Here is a 14,498-nt window from a genome sequence, read left to right as displayed (position 1 = left end):
CGTCAGTTCCCGAGCATCCCGGCCCACAGGTCGGGGAAGTCCGGAAGGGTCTTCGCCGTCGTCGCCACGTTCTCGATCTGTACGCCCTCCACGGTCAGGCCGACGATCGCGCCCGCGGTGGCCATGCGGTGGTCGTCGTACGTGTGGAAGATGCCGCCGTGCAATCGGCGGGGGCGGATGTGCAGACCGTCGGCGGTCTCGGTGACGTCGCCGCCGAGCTCGTTGATCTCCTTGGTGAGCGCGGCCAGGCGGTCCGTCTCGTGCAGGCGCAGGTGAGCCACGCCGCGCAGGGTCGAGGGGGAGTCGGCCAGGGCCGCGACCGCCGCGATGCCCGGGGTCAGCTCGCCGACCTCGCTCAGGTCCACGTCGATGCCGTGGACCGAGCCCGAGCCGGTGAACCGCAGGCCGCTCTCGGTCAGTTCGCAGGTACCGCCCATTTCGGTGAAGATCTCCCTCAGCTTGTCGCCCGGCTGGGTGGTGCGCGCGGGCCAGTCGGGGATGACGACCGTGCCGCCGGTCACCAGGGCCGCCGCCAGGAACGGCTGTGCGTTCGACAGATCCGGCTCGACGATCAGGTCGCGGCCGAGCAGCGCGCCCGGCGTGACCCGCCAGACGTTGGGCTCGCCGCCCGACTCCGGGGTGTCCACCTGGGCGCCGACCGCGCGCAGCATGTCGACCGTCATCCGGATGTGCGGCATGGAGGGGAGCGTCGAGCCGATGTGGCGGACCTCGACACCCTGGTTGAAGCGCGGGCCGGAGAGCAGCAGGGCCGACACGAACTGCGAGGACGACGACGCGTCGATCTCGACCGGGCCGCCGTCCAGGGCGCCCCCGCCGTACACGGTCAGCGGCAGCGCGCCGCGGCTGTCGTCGTCGATACGGGCGCCGAGTACGCGCAGCGCGTCGATCACGCCGTTCAGGGGGCGCTCGTACGAACGCGGGTCGCCGTCGAAGCGGATGGGGCCGTCGGCCAGCGCGGCGACGGGCGGAAGGAAGCGCATCACGGTGCCGGCGTTGCCCACGTCGACCGTGGCCGGGCCCGCCAGACCCGAAGGGATGACCCGCCAGGCCTCGCCGGAGGCGTCCGGGCCCGCGGCGACCGTGGAGCTGGACGCCACCGTCTCCTCGATGCCCACGCCCATCGCGCGCAGCGCGCCCGCCATCAGCAGCGTGTCGCGGGAGCGCAGCGGGCGGCGCAGCCAGCCCGGCTCGGAGGCCAGCGCGGCCAGCACGAGAGCGCGGTTGGTGACCGACTTGGACCCCGGCACGTGGACCGTCGCGTCGACGGCTCCGCTCGCGTGCGGGGCGGGCCAGAGGGCGGTGTGGGCGGGGTTAGCGGTCATGCGCCCCACTTTAGTGGCTGGGGATGGATGGAAATCTTGATCAAAAGCGGCGAAATCCGAACCAAAGCGTTCCGCTGGGGAACCGGTTTGGAGCGTGCGGCTCCGTTGTGGCTGGTCGCGCTCACGCAGCGGAGCTGCAAGAGGTCACAGCCGCGCGCCACTTCGGGGCGCTTCAGACCTCCAGGAGCCAGCGGCCGCCGCCCAGCAATGAGCACAGTGATACCGCATGGAAAAGGAATAGCCACAGGCCAGCCGGGACGTGCGTGAGCCGTGACAGCTGGTCCGCGTCCGAGTCGCCCGCGCTCCCGTGGCTCCGCTTGGCCTGGAGTTCGAAGGCCGGGCGGACCCCGCCGAGGAGGAGGAACCACACTACGGCGTACGCGAAGGCCGCCTGCACCTGGGGGCCGGTGAGCCAGGACACCACCAGGAACGTGCCGCCGGTGAGGATCACGGTCAGGGCGCCGTATGCGTTGCGGATCATCACCAGCATGGCGACGAGCAGGGCGGTGGCCAGCCACAGCAGAGCGGTGATGTGGCCGACGGCGAGCAGCGCGGCGCCGCCGAGGCCGAGCAGCGGGGGAGCGGTGTAGCCCGCGGCCGCGGTGAGGATCATGCCGGGCCCTGTGGGCTTGCCGCGGCTGACGGTGAGGCCACTGGTGTCGGAGTGCAGCCGTATACCGCTGAGGCTGCGCCCGGTGAGCAGCGCGACCAGGCCGTGGCCGCCCTCGTGCGCGATGGTGATGGCGTTGCGGGACACGCGCCAGACGCCGTGCGGGACGATCACTGCCAGCGCGGCGACCATGGTGGCGATCACCACCCACAGGTCGGGGTCCGGCTGGCTGCCGAAGACCTCGTCCCAGAGGCTTGCCAGCGAGGTGGCTGCGGTGCTGTCCATAGTCGGGGTTGGCTCCCTCGGTGTCGCGGAATCTGGCAGTGTGGCACGTATGTGCGGACGGTATGCAGCGAGTCGGGGGCCCGAGAATCTCGCAGGAATCTTTGAGGTCGAGAAGTGGGACTCCGAGGAGACCTTGGAGCCGGACTACAACGTGGCCCCGACCAAGGAGGTCTACGCCGTCCTCGACCGTCCCCTGAAGGACGCGGACAGCCCGAAGCCGGTTCGCCAGCTGCGCAAGCTCAAGTGGGGGCTCGTCCCGTCCTGGGCCAAGACGCCCGAGGGCGGCGCCCGGATGATCAACGCGCGCGCGGAGACGGTGCACGAGAAGCCCTCGTACCGCCGCGCCTTCGCCGCCCGGCGCTGCATCGTCCCCGCCGACGGCTACTACGAGTGGGTCACCGCCGCGGCCGAGCGCGATCTGGAGGTCGAGGGCAAGAAGAAGCGGCCGCGCAAGCAGCCGTACTTCGTGACACCGGCGGACGGCTCGGTGTTCGCGATGGCCGGGATGTACGAGTTCTGGCGCGACAAGACGCTGCCCGACGACCATCCGCGGGCGTGGTGGGTGACGTGCTCGGTCATCACGACCGAGGCCGAGACCTCGCCGCTCGCGATCGCGCCCGCCGAGGGCCCGCGCACCCTGGCCGACATCCACCCCCGGATGCCCCTGATGCTCCCGCCGGACCGCTGGGACGCCTGGCTCGACCCGGCCCGCACGGACGTCGACGGCCTCCGCGAGCTGCTCGCGCCGCCGCCCGCCGGGCTGATGCGCGCGTACCCCGTCTCCACGGCGGTCAGCAACGTCCGCAACAACGGGCCGGAGCTGTTGAAGGAGCTGGAGGGGCCCGAGGAGGGCACACTTTTCTGATGAGCGAGATCGTCGAGACGGATGCGGGCGCCGCGCGCATCACCTGGCACAAGGCGAGGAAGGCCAGGCTCCTGCTCGCCGTCAGCCATGGCGCCGGTGGTGGCATCGAGGTGCGTGACCTCCAGGCGCTGGCTCAGGCGCTGCCCGCGCACGGCGTCACCGTGGCGCTCGTCGAGCAGCCCTGGCGGGTGGCCGGCAAGAAGGTGGCGCCCGCGCCGAAAACGCTGGACGTGGGCTGGCGCGGACTGTGGCCGGCCCTGGCGAAGCCCGGACTGCCCGTGGTCTCCGGCGGCCGCAGCGCCGGGGCCCGCGTCGCCTGCCGTACGGCGACGGAACTCGGTGCCGCCGCCGTGCTCGCCCTCAGCTTCCCGCTGCACCCGCCGGGCAAGCCGGAGAAGTCCCGCGCCGACGAACTGCTCGGCTCCGGGGTGCCCACCCTCGTCGTCCAGGGCGGCAACGATCCATGGGGGAAACCCGACGAGTTCCCGCAGGGGTCGTACGAACTGGTTGAGATTCCGTACGCGGATCACGGCCTTGCCGTGCCGAAACGGGCTCCGCTCGACCAGGCCGAGGCCCTGAAGATCGTCACCGACGGTGTCGTGGAGTGGGCCGCGTCACTCGGGTGACACCCGGGAATGCTGAGCGGCGGACCTCTGTTGTGGGGAACAGACAGCACGGCGCGTGCTGAACCGTTCGTACGAGAGGAAGTCCGCCGCATGGGTTCGACCTTCTGCCCGAGCCGCAGCAGCCGCGCTGACCTGGACTGGACGATGCTGCTCGCGGCGAAGAACGCCCCGATTCGGGCGGCGGGTGAGCCTGATGTTCGTCTATCCTCCGATTCCAGTGGAACCGGTCTCGGTTTCACGACATCGCTGGAGGAGGTGGGTCCGGTCACTGGGACCGACGCAGGGACCGAACACGGCCAGGCGGAGCAGCCCGAGGGCCAGGGCACGAGCTCGGAGTCGTCCGCTGAGCGCACCGCGCGCTTCGAGCGGGACGCGCTCGAATTCCTCGACCAGATGTATTCGGCTGCCCTGCGCATGACGCGCAACCCGGCCGACGCCGAGGACCTGGTGCAGGAGACGTACGCGAAGGCATACGCGTCCTTCCACCAGTTCCGCGAGGGCACCAACCTCAAGGCGTGGCTGTATCGCATTCTCACCAACACCTTCATCAACTCGTACCGCAAGAAGCAGCGCGAACCCCAGCGCAGCGCGGCCGAGGAGATCGAGGACTGGCAGCTGGCGCGTGCCGAGTCACACATGTCGACGGGTCTGCGTTCCGCCGAGTCGCAGGCGCTCGATCACCTGCCCGACTCGGACGTCAAGGAAGCGCTGCAGGCGATCCCCGAGGAATTCCGCATCGCCGTCTATCTCGCGGATGTAGAGGGCTTTGCGTACAAGGAGATCGCGGACATCATGGGGACACCCATCGGTACGGTCATGTCCCGGCTACACCGGGGCCGCCGTCAACTGCGCGGCATGCTCGAGGACTACGCGCGTGACCGCGGGCTGGTTCCGGCCGGCGCCGGAGAGTCGAACGAAGCGAAAGGCTCGGGCTCATGAGCTGCGGAGAGCCGCACGAGACGGATTGCAGTGAGGTACTCGACCACCTGTACGAGTTCCTTGACCATGAGATGCCGGACGCGGACTGCACGAAGTTCGAGGTGCACTTCGAGGAGTGCTCCCCGTGCCTGGAGAAGTACGGCCTCGAGAAGGCCGTGAAGAAGCTGGTCAAGCGGTGCTGCGGCCATGACGACGTGCCGACGGATCTGCGTGCCAAGGTCATGGGGCGCATCGATCTGGTCCGCTCGGGGCAGGTCGTGCCCGAGCATGACGTGACAGCGACGCCGCAGGAGTCCTGAACTCCGGCCGTCCTGAACCCGGCGGTCCTGAACGCCGGCCGTCCTGAAATCCGGCGTCCAGAGCCCCGGGTCTCCTCAACACCGGTAGCGGATCGTCCGTTTATCACCCGAACGTGCTAATCCGTGGGCTCCGCGCCCACGGATTCGGCCATACCCGTCCCCGGGTCGCCCCCGCCGCTCTAGGCTCCGGAGCCTGAAGTCGGGGAGGGTACGAAGGGGACGAGGATGGGGTCGGTTCCGGCGTGGGCCCGTGTGTACGTGGCCTGTGTCGTTCTCGGGGCCCTCGCCTGTGTGGCTCCTCTCCCGGACCTCCGCGTTCCATGGTGGGCCGTCGCCCTGCTCGCCGTCCTGTACGCCGGGTGCGAGCGGATCACGCTGCCGCGCGGGCCGAGAGGCGTGAGCGCGGCAGGACGTGACACCCCCAAGAGCATGGGCACCTTCCTCCCCGTATTGCTGGCCGGGGCCTTTCTGCTGCCGCCGCCCGCCGCCGCGTTCGTGGTGGTGCCGGGGGCCCTGCTTGCCCGGGTCGAACAGCGCCCCCGGTGGCTGCGCCGGGTCTGGCGCGCGGCCCAGCTCGCGGTCGCGGTCTGGGCGGCCTCCCGGGTGCACTGGGCGCTGGACGGCCGGGACGCGGTGGTCGAGGCCGACTTTCCGTACGCGCTGGCGCCCGCCGGGGCCGCGGTGCTCACGTTCTGCCTGGTGCTGACCGTCCTCGACGGGGGGATCCTCGCGCTGGCCGACCGGGCGCCAGTGCGCGGCGCCTGGCGCGGGCTCTTCGCGCGCTCCCTCGCGCCCGTCGCCGTCCACGGGCTCGCCGGGCTGATGATGGCGGTGCTGTGGCGCAGTCCGTACGGGCCTGTCGCCGCGTTGCTCGTCTTGTTGCCGATGTACGTGTCCTGCTGGGCGTTCGCGCAGTACCACCGGGAACGGGCCGCCCACCAGGCCACGATCCGCGCCCTCGTCCAGGCCGTCGACATCAAGGACGGTTACACCCGCGGGCACAGCGAGCGGGTCGGGCAGGCGTCGATGATGATCGCCCGCGAACTCGGCATGGACGACGAACGTGTCGAGGTGCTGCGGTTCGCCGGAATCCTGCACGACGTGGGGAAGCTGGGGGTTCCCACGCGCTTGCTGCGGAAGGACGGGCCGCTGACGCCCGAGGAGCGGCGGGTCATCGAGCTGCATCCCGAGTACGGGCACGAGATGGTGCGCGGGATCGGGTTCCTCGGGGAGGCGCGGTCCGCGATCCTCCATCACCACGAGCGGCTGGACGGGAGCGGGTATCCGTACGGCCTGGTGGGGGCCCAGATTCCGGAGTTCGCGCGGGTGGTGGCGGTCGCGGACGCGTTCGACGCGATGACGTCCACGCGGTCCTATCGGCGGGCTCGGCCTGTTCCCGCCGCGCTGGAGGAGCTTGAGCGGTGTGCCGGGGTCCAGTTCGACCCCGGGATGGTCCAGGCCCTGGTGCGGGCGCTGGCCCGGCATGGGTGGCATCCCGCCGTGACCGCCGACAGTGCGCCGCTTCGCGGCGGTGTTTACCCACCCGCTCCGGCCGTTTCCGGTCGGCTGGAAGGGCAACCGACCACCACTGCGGGTGGGAGAGTCCCATGAGTAGCGCCGCTTCGGGGCGGTGTTTACCCACCGGCTCCGCCCGTTTCCAGTCGGCTGGAAGGGCACCGAAACCCCTTCCCCTCACCCTCGTTCACACCCTCACCCTCCTCCTCACCCTCCTCTCCCTCACCGTCACCCTCTGGACCGGCCTCTCCGACCGCGGTACCGCCCTCGCCTTCGGCATCCTCATCGCCCTTGGTGAACTCACCCGCTGGAGTGGTGCCGAGGAGCGGGAGACCGCTCCGCTCGGGGCCGCGGGGGCGTTGTCGTACGCGCTGCTCGGGGAGCAGGCGGGGCAGCACACCCACCACGGTGTCCTGCAAGTCGTGGCCGTGGTCGCCGCGGCGGCCCTCCTGGGGTGTGTGCCCCATGTGGCCCGGGGGAAGGGGCCGACCGTCGACCACCTCACCCGGCGGGTGCTGACCGTCGCGTTCGCCGCCGTCTGTTTCCAACCCCTCTACAACCACGGCAGGTTGCTGGAATGGGGCGGCGGCCCGGCGTACGCGCTGCTGCTCGTCGCGCTGCTGGTGCTCACCGCCCTGTGCGACGCCGTGCTCGCGGCGGCCATGGCGCACGCGCGGACCCGGTGGCCGTTCGGGCCGCTGCTGCGCGACGAGCTACGGTCGATGCTCGGCATCGGGTCGGCCGTGTGCGCGACCGGGGCCGTGATGTCGCTCGCGGTCGCCGTGGTCGGGCTCTGGGCACTGCCCGTCTTCTCGCTGCCGCTGCTGCTCACCCAGCTGTCGTTCCGGCGCTACGCGGCCGTGCGCGTCACCTACCGGCAGACGATCGCCTCCCTCGCGCGGGCGACCGAGATCGCCGGGTACACCCCTGCGGGGCATGCCCGGCGAGTGGCCGCGCTCAGCCGGGCGGTCGGGCGGGAGCTGGGGCTGTCCGAACCCGATCTGACCGTCCTGGAGTACGCGGCGCTCATGCACGACATCGGCCAGCTCAGCCTCGTCGACCCCGTCCCCGCCGGGGCCACGTCCGTGCTCTCCGCCGACGAGCAGCGCCGGATCGCTCTCCTCGGCGGTGCCGTCGTACGCCAGACCGGGGTGGACCCCGAGGTCGCCGTGGTGGTGGAGCGGCAGGCCGACCCGTACCGGGAGCAGCCGGTCACCGCGCGGATCGTACGGGCCGTGAACGCATACGAGGAGATGGCCCGGGAAGCAGGGCCCGGAGGGCCGCTGACGGCGCTGGAGAAGCTGCGCCTGGGCACCGCCCACGACTACCAGCCGGAAGTCGTGGAGTCGCTGGCCAGGGTGCTGTTGAATCAAAGGGGTGGCACGTGAGCGCCTTGCGGCAGGGGTCGTGGCGGGCGGTGGGCGGGCGGTCTGACGCTGGTCCGGGCTGGGTAACCCATGGGTAATGAGCGGCCGTCCGACGGTACGTGGTTGGATGCGAGGAAGAGGGTGTTCGGGGGCACGGGCCAGCCCAGGGCTGCACTGTCTTCAAGGGACTCTTCAAGGGACCAGCAGCGGGAATCGCGAGGAACTGGCAGGCGGGAATCGTGAGGATCTTCGGCAAGGGACGACACCGGCCCTCCGCCTCATGGCGGCAGGCCACCGACCGTGCGTTCACGCTGATCGGCGACGGCCGCTACGAGGACGCGGGCGCGCTGCTGACGCGCGCCGCGGACCTGGAGCCGTGGCTGTCCGAGTCCTGGTTCAACCTGGCCCTGCTGCACAAGTTCCGGCACGACTGGGAGCAGGCCCGGGCGGCGGGCCTCAGAGCCGTCGCGCTGCTCGACCGCGAGACCGGGGCGCCCGACTGGTGGAACGTGGGCATCGCGGCCACCGCCCTGCAGGACTGGCCGCTGGCCCGGCGCGCCTGGCAGGCGTACGGGCTGCGGGTGCCCGGCGGTGCCGCCGTCTCCGGGGAACCGGTGGGCATGGACCTCGGCAGTGCGGCCGTACGGCTGTCCCCAGAGGGCGAGGCCGAGGTGGTGTGGGGGCGCAGGCTCGACCCCGCCCGCATCGAGGTGCTGTCGATTCCGCTGCCGTCCTCCGGGCGGCGCTGGGGCGAGGTCGTCCTGCACGACGGGGTGCCCCACGGGGAGCGCACCACCGCCGCCGGGCACGCCTATCCCGTCTTCGACGAGATCGAGCTGTGGGCTCCGTCACCGGTGCCTACCTGGGTGGTCCTGCTTGAGGCGGCCACCGAGGACGACCGGGACGCCCTGGAGCAGCTCGCCGCCGACGCCGGCTTCGCCGCCGAGGACTGGTCGTCGTCCGTACGGCTGCTGTGCCGGATGTGCTCGGAGTCCCGGATGCCGTCCGACGAGGGCGACGGCGAGCACCTGGACCCGCACGACCGCAGTGAGCCCGGCCACCCCGGGCCGCTCGGCCACCGCACCGACGGGCAGCTGTGGGTGCCCGAGCGGGAGTGCGGGGTGGCCGCGCCGGCTTCGCTGGTACGGGGGTTGCTGGACGGGTGGGTCGCGGACAGCCCTGATTCCCGGGACTGGCGGGACTTGGAAGAGGTCTGCTAGGGCCGGTCCGGCATGATCCGCCGGGCAGGCCCCGGGTCCATGGCCGACTGCGGCGCTGTCGTGGCTGGTCGCGCCCACGCGGCGGAACCGTGGATCGACACTGTCCCGCGCCCCCGAACGGCGCGGCCCCCGTACCCTGTATCAGCATCACATCCGTGTTTTTGAGGAAGGCGTACGTCGGTCATGGCGCAGCAGGACACTGAGCAGCAGCACTCCGGAGTGCTCCCCGTGGACGACGACGGCTTCGTCATCGACACCGAGGACTGCGAGGAGCGTGAGGCGGGCTACCGTGAGCGCGGCACCTCGCGGCCGATCACGGTTGTCGGGAACCCGGTGCTGCACAAGGAGTGCAAGGACGTCACGGAGTTCGGGGACGAGCTGGACCAGCTGGTCGCCGACATGTTCGCCAGCCAGCGCACCGCCGAGGGCGTGGGCCTGGCCGCCAACCAGATCGGCGTCGACCTGAAGGTCTTCGTCTACGACTGCATGGACGACGAGGGCAAGCGGCACGTGGGTGTCGTCTGCAACCCCGTGCTCGTCGAGCTGCCCGCCGAGCAGCGCCGCCTGGACGACAGCAACGAGGGCTGCCTCTCGGTGCCGACCGCGTACGCGCCGCTGGCCCGCCCCGACTACGCCGAGGTCACCGGCCAGGACGAGAAGGGCAACCCGGTCAAGATGCGCGGCACCGGCTACTTCGCCCGCTGCCTTCAGCACGAGACGGACCACTTGTACGGATACCTGTACATCGACCGGCTCTCCAAGCGCGAGCGCAAGGACGCGCTGCGGCAGATGGCCGAGAACGAGCCCCGCTACCCCGTGGTCGCCAACGACTGAGTCGAACCCGTGGTCGCCAACGGCTGAGTCAGAAAACGACAGTTGGGGCTCACGGCCCCTCGCGAGTCCCTGCCGACGGCGCCTGGTTCAGGACCCCTCCTGACCAGGCGCCGTTCGTGTGTACGTCGCACGTTCGATCCCTTGCGCTCCCCCAGTGATCCATATTCAGTCACGGAAGGTGAGATTCTCGGCACCGTGGGGTAGTGAATGGAGCAAATCCGTTCCCAGACAGTCAGTTGTGGTGCTGAATAGGAAGTGCGGGGATACGCAACGGCGCACGCCCGGCACAGCGGGAGGGGCGAGGAGCGCCAACAGGCGGCTGAGAGGGGTTTGTTCGTGCATGCTTTCTCACAGAGCACTTCATCGACAACGACAGCGGTCGCGGTTCCACCGGCGCTCTCTCTTCCGGTGATCGAGGCGGTGTTTCCCCGCCAGCTCCACCCGTATTGGCCCAAGCTCCAGGAGAAGACCAGGACTTGGCTCCTCGAAAAGCGGCTCATGCCCGCGGACAAGGTCGAGGAATATGCCGACGGACTGTGCTACACGGACCTCATGGCGGGCTACTACATAGGTGCCCCCGACGAGGTCATGCAGGCGATAGCCGACTACAGCGCATGGTTCTTCGTCTGGGACGACCGCCACGACCGCGACGTCATCCACGGCCGGGCGGACGCCTGGCGGAGGCTGAGGTCCCAGCTGCACGCGGCGCTCGACTCCCCCAGGAACCATCTGCACCACCAGGATCCCCTGGTCGCGGGGTTCGCGGACAGCATGGTGCGTCTGTACTCGTTCCTCAGCACGAAGTGGAACCAGCGGTTCGCGCTCCACTTCCACGCGGTGATCGAGGCGTACGACCGGGAGTTCCGGAACCGCGCCGCGGGCACCGTCCCCACGGTCGACGAGTATCTCGAACTCCGCCGGCTGACGTTCGCGCACTGGATCTGGACCGACCTTCTGGAGCCCGCCGCGGGATGTGAACTCCCCGCCGCGGTGCGGAATCACCCGGCGTACCGGAAGGCGGCACTGCTCAGCCAGGAATTCGCCGCCTGGTACAACGATCTGTGTTCGCTGCCCAAGGAAATCGCGGGCGACGAGGTCCACAATCTCGGAATCAGTCTCATTCACCACGAGGGGTTGACGCTCGAAGAAGCCGTCAGCGAAGTACGGCGGCGGGTCGAGGAATGCATCACCGAATTCCTCGTCACCGAAAAAGCCGTCTTACGGCTTGCCGAAACCCTCGCGGACGGGACCGTGCGGGGCAAGGAATGCAGCGTCGCCGTGAAGGCGTGTCTCAGCAATATGCGCAACTGGTACAGCTCCGTGTACTGGTTCCACCACGAGTCGGGCCGGTACAGGGTCGACAGCTGGGACGACCGCTCCACACCCCCGTACGTCAACAATGAAGCGGCAGGTGAGAAATGACCGTCGAGTCGATACGGCCTGCGGAACCTCCGGCGCATGAGCTGTCCGTCCCGCCCCTCGCGGGAGGCGGCCTGCCGGGCCTCGGCCACGGCTGGAAGCTGGTGCGCGACCCGCTGGGCTACCTGGCCCAGCTGCGCGACCACGGCGATGTCGTCCGGCTGAAGCTGGGCCCCAAGACGGTGTACGCCATCACCACCCCCGCGCTGACCGGGGCGGTGGCGCTCAACCCCGACTACGAGATCGGCGGCCCGCTGTGGGAGTCCCTCGAGGGGCTGCTCGGCAAGAAGGGGGTGGCCACCGCCAACGGGCCGCAGCACCGGCGTCAGCGGCGCACGATCCAGCCCGCGTTCCGGGCCGACATCATCCCCGAGTACGGGCCGATCATGGAGGAGGAGGCGCGGGCGTTCGCCGCGCGCTGGGAACCGGGGACGGCGGTCGACTGCACCTCGGAGTCGTTCCGCGTCGCCGTCCGCATCGCCGCCCGCTGTCTGCTGCGCGGCAAGTTCATGGACGAGCGCGCCGAGCGGCTGAGCATCGCGCTCGCCACGGTCTTCCGCGGCATGTACCGGCGCATGGTGATCCCGGCGGGACCGCTCTATCGGCTGCCGCTTCCGGCCATGCGCAAATTCGACCGCGCATTGGCCGATCTGCATGACCTCGTCGACGAGATCATCGACGAGAGGCGGGCATCTGGTCAAAGGCCGGACGATTTGCTGACGGCATTGCTGGAAGCGAAGGACGACGACGGCCGGCCCATCGACGAACAGGAGATCCACGACCAAGTCGTAGCGATACTCACCCCCGGCAGCGAAACCATCGCGTCCACGGTCATGTCGCTCCTCCAAGTCCTCACCGCGTATCCGGAACAGGCGGAGAGGGTCAGCGCCGAGGTCGAATCCGTCGTGGGCGACCGGCCCGTCGGATTCGACGACGTCCGGAAGCTGTCGCACACGAACAATGTCGTCGTCGAGACGATGCGTTTGCGTCCCGCCGTATGGATATTGACGCGGCGCGCGGTGACCGAGACCGAGCTGGGCGGCTATCGCATTCCGGCCGGTGCCGACATCATCTACAGCCCGTACGCGATCCAGCGGGATCCCCGGTCGTACCGGGATCACCTGGATTTCGACCCCGACCGCTGGCTTCCGGAACGGTCCGAGGACATCCCGAAGTACGCGATGCGCCCGTTCAGCCTGGGCAACCGGAAGTGTCCGAGTGACCACTTCTCGATGGCCCAGCTCACCCTGATCACGGCGACCGTCGCGTCCAGGTGGCGGTTCGAGCAGGCGCCCGGCTCCAACGACGCGACACGCGTCGGCATCACCCTGCGGCCGAACAAGCTGCTGCTGGAGGCCGTAGCGCGCTGACCCCGCGTGCCCACTGGCGCACGTTCAGGCAGCCCGCGGGCCCCTGAACGTGCGCCGGTACGCCTGCGGGGTCGTCCCCAGACTCCGTACGAACTGATGGCGCAGCGCGGCCGCGGTGCCGAACCCGGTGCGGCCGGCGATCGTGTCCATCATCTCGTCCGTGGCCTCCAGCAACTCCTGGGCCAGCAGCACCCGTTGACGCAGGAGCCAGCGGTATGGCGTGGTGCCGGTCTCCTGCTGGAAGCGGCGCGCGAAGGTGCGCGGGGACATATGGGCGCGCGCCGCGAGCTGCTCGACGGTCACCTCCTCGTCGAGGTGCCGGCGCATCCACATGAGCACCTCGCCGACCGTGTCGCACGCCGAGCGGGGCAGCGGCCGCTCGATGTACTGGGCCTGGCCGCCGTCGCGGTGCGGCGGTACGACCATGCGGCGGGCGATGGCGTTGGCGACCTCCGGGCCGTGCTCCTCGCGCAGGAGGTGGAGGCAGGCGTCGATACCGGCGGCGGTGCCCGCCGAGGTGATCACCGGGCCGTCGTCGACGTACAGCACGTCCGGCTCGACGACCGCCCGCGGGTACCGCCGGGCGAGCTCCTCCGCGTGACGCCAGTGCACCGCGCAGCGCCGACCGTCCAGGAGGCCCGCCGCGCCCAGCACGAAGACTCCGGAGCAGACGCTGAGCACACGGGCACCGCGGTCGATGGCCCGGCGCAGCGCGTCGAGCAGCTCGGGCGGGTAGCCGCGTACGGCATAGGTGTCCCCGGCCGGTACGACGACCAGGTCGGCCGCGTCGAGCCGGTCGAGGCCGTAGGGGGTGGAGACCGTGAACCCGGGGACGTGGGTGTCGAGCGTCGGGCCCTCGGCCGACGCGACCGCGAAGTCGTGGACGGGCAGCCCGTCGTCACTGCGATCGAGGCCGAACACCTCGCAGACGACGCCGAGTTCGAAGGGATGCACGCCGTTGAGCAGGACGGCGGCGACGTTGTTCAGCAAGACTCACCTCGCGTAGACGTCGAGACCGGCCTCTCCAACCTGCTTTTCGGCCGGGGGCCCGGGGGATGTCCCCCGGATGGACACAGCAGCATGCCGCCCAGTGTGCCCCGTCAGTGGCAGGAATTCGAGGGTGTACGGCAGTCCTGCCACTGACGGTCAGGAGTCATCGGCGCGACAGTGGTGTTCATGGAGACGCTCATAGAGAACTTCGACAACCTCCCCGGAATCCTGACCGTCCTCGGCATCTTCGTGATCCTGGCCCTGCCGGGGCTGATCGGGCTGGCCCACGAGCGGCGTATCGACCGTCAGCTCAGGGCTTCGTCACCCGCACCGTCACCGTCCAGTCCTGAAGGCCCTTGCACGACACCCGGCCCGGCTCGGTTGCGCACAACGGCCGGGACGAGCTGAGCCGTGCCGTCCCGGCCGAGACCGCCTCGAAGGCGGCGACGGCGTCCCCCGGCTGGATGACGATGCCGCTGTTCGTGGCCCGGAGAGCGCTGCCGCTCACGGTGACGGGTGCCCAGGGCCGGCCGGTGGTGCCGTCCAGGAGGATGCGGAGCACGTCCCCGGTCGCCAGACAGTACGTGTGGCCGGTGTCGGCGGCGCCGAGCTCGGCCTTCGCCGTCGTACAGCCCTGGTGGGTCCTCGTGGGGGACGGCGACACGGTGCCGCTGCCGCCCGCGTCGCTTCCGCCCTGCGTGCCGCAGCCCGCGAGGAGAAGCGCCAGTGCGGTGAGGGCGATGGTCCGGTGGTGGGTCGCTCGGCGCATGGGGAGGCCTCCTTGGTGCTTGGACGTGCCACGCGCCGATCGGGATC

14 protein-coding genes are annotated in these 14,498 nt (G+C 70.3%); 10 read left to right on the top strand and 4 right to left on the bottom strand.

The window, feature by feature from the left end; all coding sequences use genetic code 11:
- Positions 1–2: 2 nt before the first annotated feature.
- Both aroA and C4B68_RS13475 read right to left on the bottom strand, forming a co-directional pair.
- Complete coding sequence (gene aroA / locus C4B68_RS13480; protein WP_099499784.1) at positions 3–1,343, bottom strand: 3-phosphoshikimate 1-carboxyvinyltransferase; 1,341 nt, start codon at positions 1,341–1,343, stop codon at positions 3–5.
- A 172-nt stretch (positions 1,344–1,515) separates the two neighbouring features.
- Positions 1,516–2,238, bottom strand: coding sequence for a M50 family metallopeptidase (locus C4B68_RS13475; RefSeq protein WP_099499785.1), 723 nt, complete (start codon positions 2,236–2,238; stop codon positions 1,516–1,518).
- Between the two features lie 49 nt (positions 2,239–2,287).
- Between C4B68_RS13475 and C4B68_RS13470 the strand changes: the two genes are divergently transcribed.
- The 10 genes from C4B68_RS13470 (at position 2,288) to C4B68_RS13425 (ending at position 12,692) form a co-directional block, all read left to right on the top strand.
- Positions 2,288–3,103: an SOS response-associated peptidase gene (locus C4B68_RS13470; RefSeq protein WP_099499786.1), complete on the top strand. Its 816-nt coding sequence runs from the start codon at positions 2,288–2,290 to the stop codon at positions 3,101–3,103.
- The gene (locus C4B68_RS13465) at positions 3,103–3,729 is read left to right on the top strand and encodes an alpha/beta hydrolase family protein (protein ID WP_099499787.1); all 627 of its coding nucleotides are present in this window, start codon (positions 3,103–3,105) and stop codon (positions 3,727–3,729) included. The genes C4B68_RS13470 and C4B68_RS13465 overlap by 1 nt, the downstream gene beginning before the upstream one ends.
- A gap of 255 nt (positions 3,730–3,984) precedes the next feature.
- On the top strand, positions 3,985–4,668 hold the full coding sequence (gene sigR / locus C4B68_RS13460) for an RNA polymerase sigma factor SigR (RefSeq protein ID WP_099500020.1): 684 nt from the start codon (positions 3,985–3,987) through the stop codon (positions 4,666–4,668).
- A complete protein-coding gene (rsrA, locus tag C4B68_RS13455) occupies positions 4,665–4,967 on the top strand; it encodes a mycothiol system anti-sigma-R factor (protein WP_099499788.1) in 303 nt (100 codons plus the stop codon). The genes sigR and rsrA overlap by 4 nt, the downstream gene beginning before the upstream one ends.
- Before the next feature lie 225 nt (positions 4,968–5,192).
- Positions 5,193–6,578 (top strand): HD-GYP domain-containing protein, encoded by a 1,386-nt coding sequence (locus C4B68_RS13450; RefSeq protein WP_099499789.1) that lies wholly within the window; start codon positions 5,193–5,195, stop codon positions 6,576–6,578.
- Positions 6,575–7,870: an HD-GYP domain-containing protein gene (locus tag C4B68_RS13445; RefSeq protein ID WP_099499790.1), complete on the top strand. Its 1,296-nt coding sequence runs from the start codon at positions 6,575–6,577 to the stop codon at positions 7,868–7,870. The genes C4B68_RS13450 and C4B68_RS13445 overlap by 4 nt, the downstream gene beginning before the upstream one ends.
- 218 nt (positions 7,871–8,088) lie before the next feature.
- Entirely contained in the window at positions 8,089–9,069 is a 981-nt protein-coding gene (locus C4B68_RS13440) for a tetratricopeptide repeat protein (RefSeq protein WP_099499791.1), read from the top strand.
- Positions 9,070–9,252: 183 nt separating this feature from the next.
- Positions 9,253–9,903, top strand: a complete 651-nt coding sequence (gene def / locus C4B68_RS13435) for a peptide deformylase (protein WP_099499792.1) — start codon at positions 9,253–9,255, stop codon at positions 9,901–9,903.
- Between the two features lie 336 nt (positions 9,904–10,239).
- Positions 10,240–11,325 carry an epi-isozizaene synthase gene (gene cyc1 / locus C4B68_RS13430; protein ID WP_099500021.1) on the top strand — a complete coding sequence of 362 codons (1,086 nt, stop codon included), beginning with the start codon at positions 10,240–10,242 and terminating at the stop codon, positions 11,323–11,325.
- Entirely contained in the window at positions 11,322–12,692 is a 1,371-nt protein-coding gene (locus C4B68_RS13425) for a bifunctional albaflavenone monooxygenase/terpene synthase (RefSeq protein WP_099499793.1), read from the top strand. The genes cyc1 and C4B68_RS13425 overlap by 4 nt, the downstream gene beginning before the upstream one ends.
- Positions 12,693–12,716: 24 nt before the next feature.
- On the opposite strand, the gene C4B68_RS13420 is transcribed toward C4B68_RS13425, so the two are convergent.
- Together C4B68_RS13420 and C4B68_RS13410 are read right to left on the bottom strand one after the other, a co-directional pair.
- A complete protein-coding gene (locus tag C4B68_RS13420) occupies positions 12,717–13,682 on the bottom strand; it encodes a helix-turn-helix domain-containing protein (protein WP_099499794.1) in 966 nt (321 codons plus the stop codon).
- A gap of 310 nt (positions 13,683–13,992) precedes the next feature.
- Complete coding sequence (locus C4B68_RS13410; RefSeq protein WP_099499796.1) at positions 13,993–14,451, bottom strand: hypothetical protein; 459 nt, start codon at positions 14,449–14,451, stop codon at positions 13,993–13,995.
- Positions 14,452–14,498 lie beyond the last annotated feature (47 nt).

The organism is Streptomyces dengpaensis (assembly GCF_002946835.1).
In the GTDB taxonomy this organism is placed as follows: Bacteria; Actinomycetota; Actinomycetes; order Streptomycetales; family Streptomycetaceae; genus Streptomyces; species Streptomyces dengpaensis.
Note: the sequence above shows the minus strand (reverse complement) of the source record. Positions and strands in the feature narration are given on the sequence as shown.

Excerpts from the sequence above, each read along its gene's own strand:
- aroA (WP_099499784.1), bottom strand. The coding sequence starts at position 1,343 with ATGACCGCTAACCCCGCCCACACCGCCCTCTGGCCCGCCCCGCACGCG.
- C4B68_RS13475 (WP_099499785.1), bottom strand. The coding sequence starts at position 2,238 with ATGGACAGCACCGCAGCCACCTCGCTGGCAAGCCTCTGGGACGAGGTC.
- C4B68_RS13470 (WP_099499786.1), top strand. The coding sequence starts at position 2,288 with ATGTGCGGACGGTATGCAGCGAGTCGGGGGCCCGAGAATCTCGCAGGA.
- C4B68_RS13465 (WP_099499787.1), top strand. The coding sequence starts at position 3,103 with ATGAGCGAGATCGTCGAGACGGATGCGGGCGCCGCGCGCATCACCTGG.
- rsrA (WP_099499788.1), top strand. The coding sequence starts at position 4,665 with ATGAGCTGCGGAGAGCCGCACGAGACGGATTGCAGTGAGGTACTCGAC.
- C4B68_RS13450 (WP_099499789.1), top strand. The coding sequence starts at position 5,193 with ATGGGGTCGGTTCCGGCGTGGGCCCGTGTGTACGTGGCCTGTGTCGTT.
- C4B68_RS13445 (WP_099499790.1), top strand. The coding sequence starts at position 6,575 with ATGAGTAGCGCCGCTTCGGGGCGGTGTTTACCCACCGGCTCCGCCCGT.
- def (WP_099499792.1), top strand. The coding sequence starts at position 9,253 with ATGGCGCAGCAGGACACTGAGCAGCAGCACTCCGGAGTGCTCCCCGTG.
- C4B68_RS13425 (WP_099499793.1), top strand. The coding sequence starts at position 11,322 with ATGACCGTCGAGTCGATACGGCCTGCGGAACCTCCGGCGCATGAGCTG.
- C4B68_RS13410 (WP_099499796.1), bottom strand. The coding sequence starts at position 14,451 with ATGCGCCGAGCGACCCACCACCGGACCATCGCCCTCACCGCACTGGCG.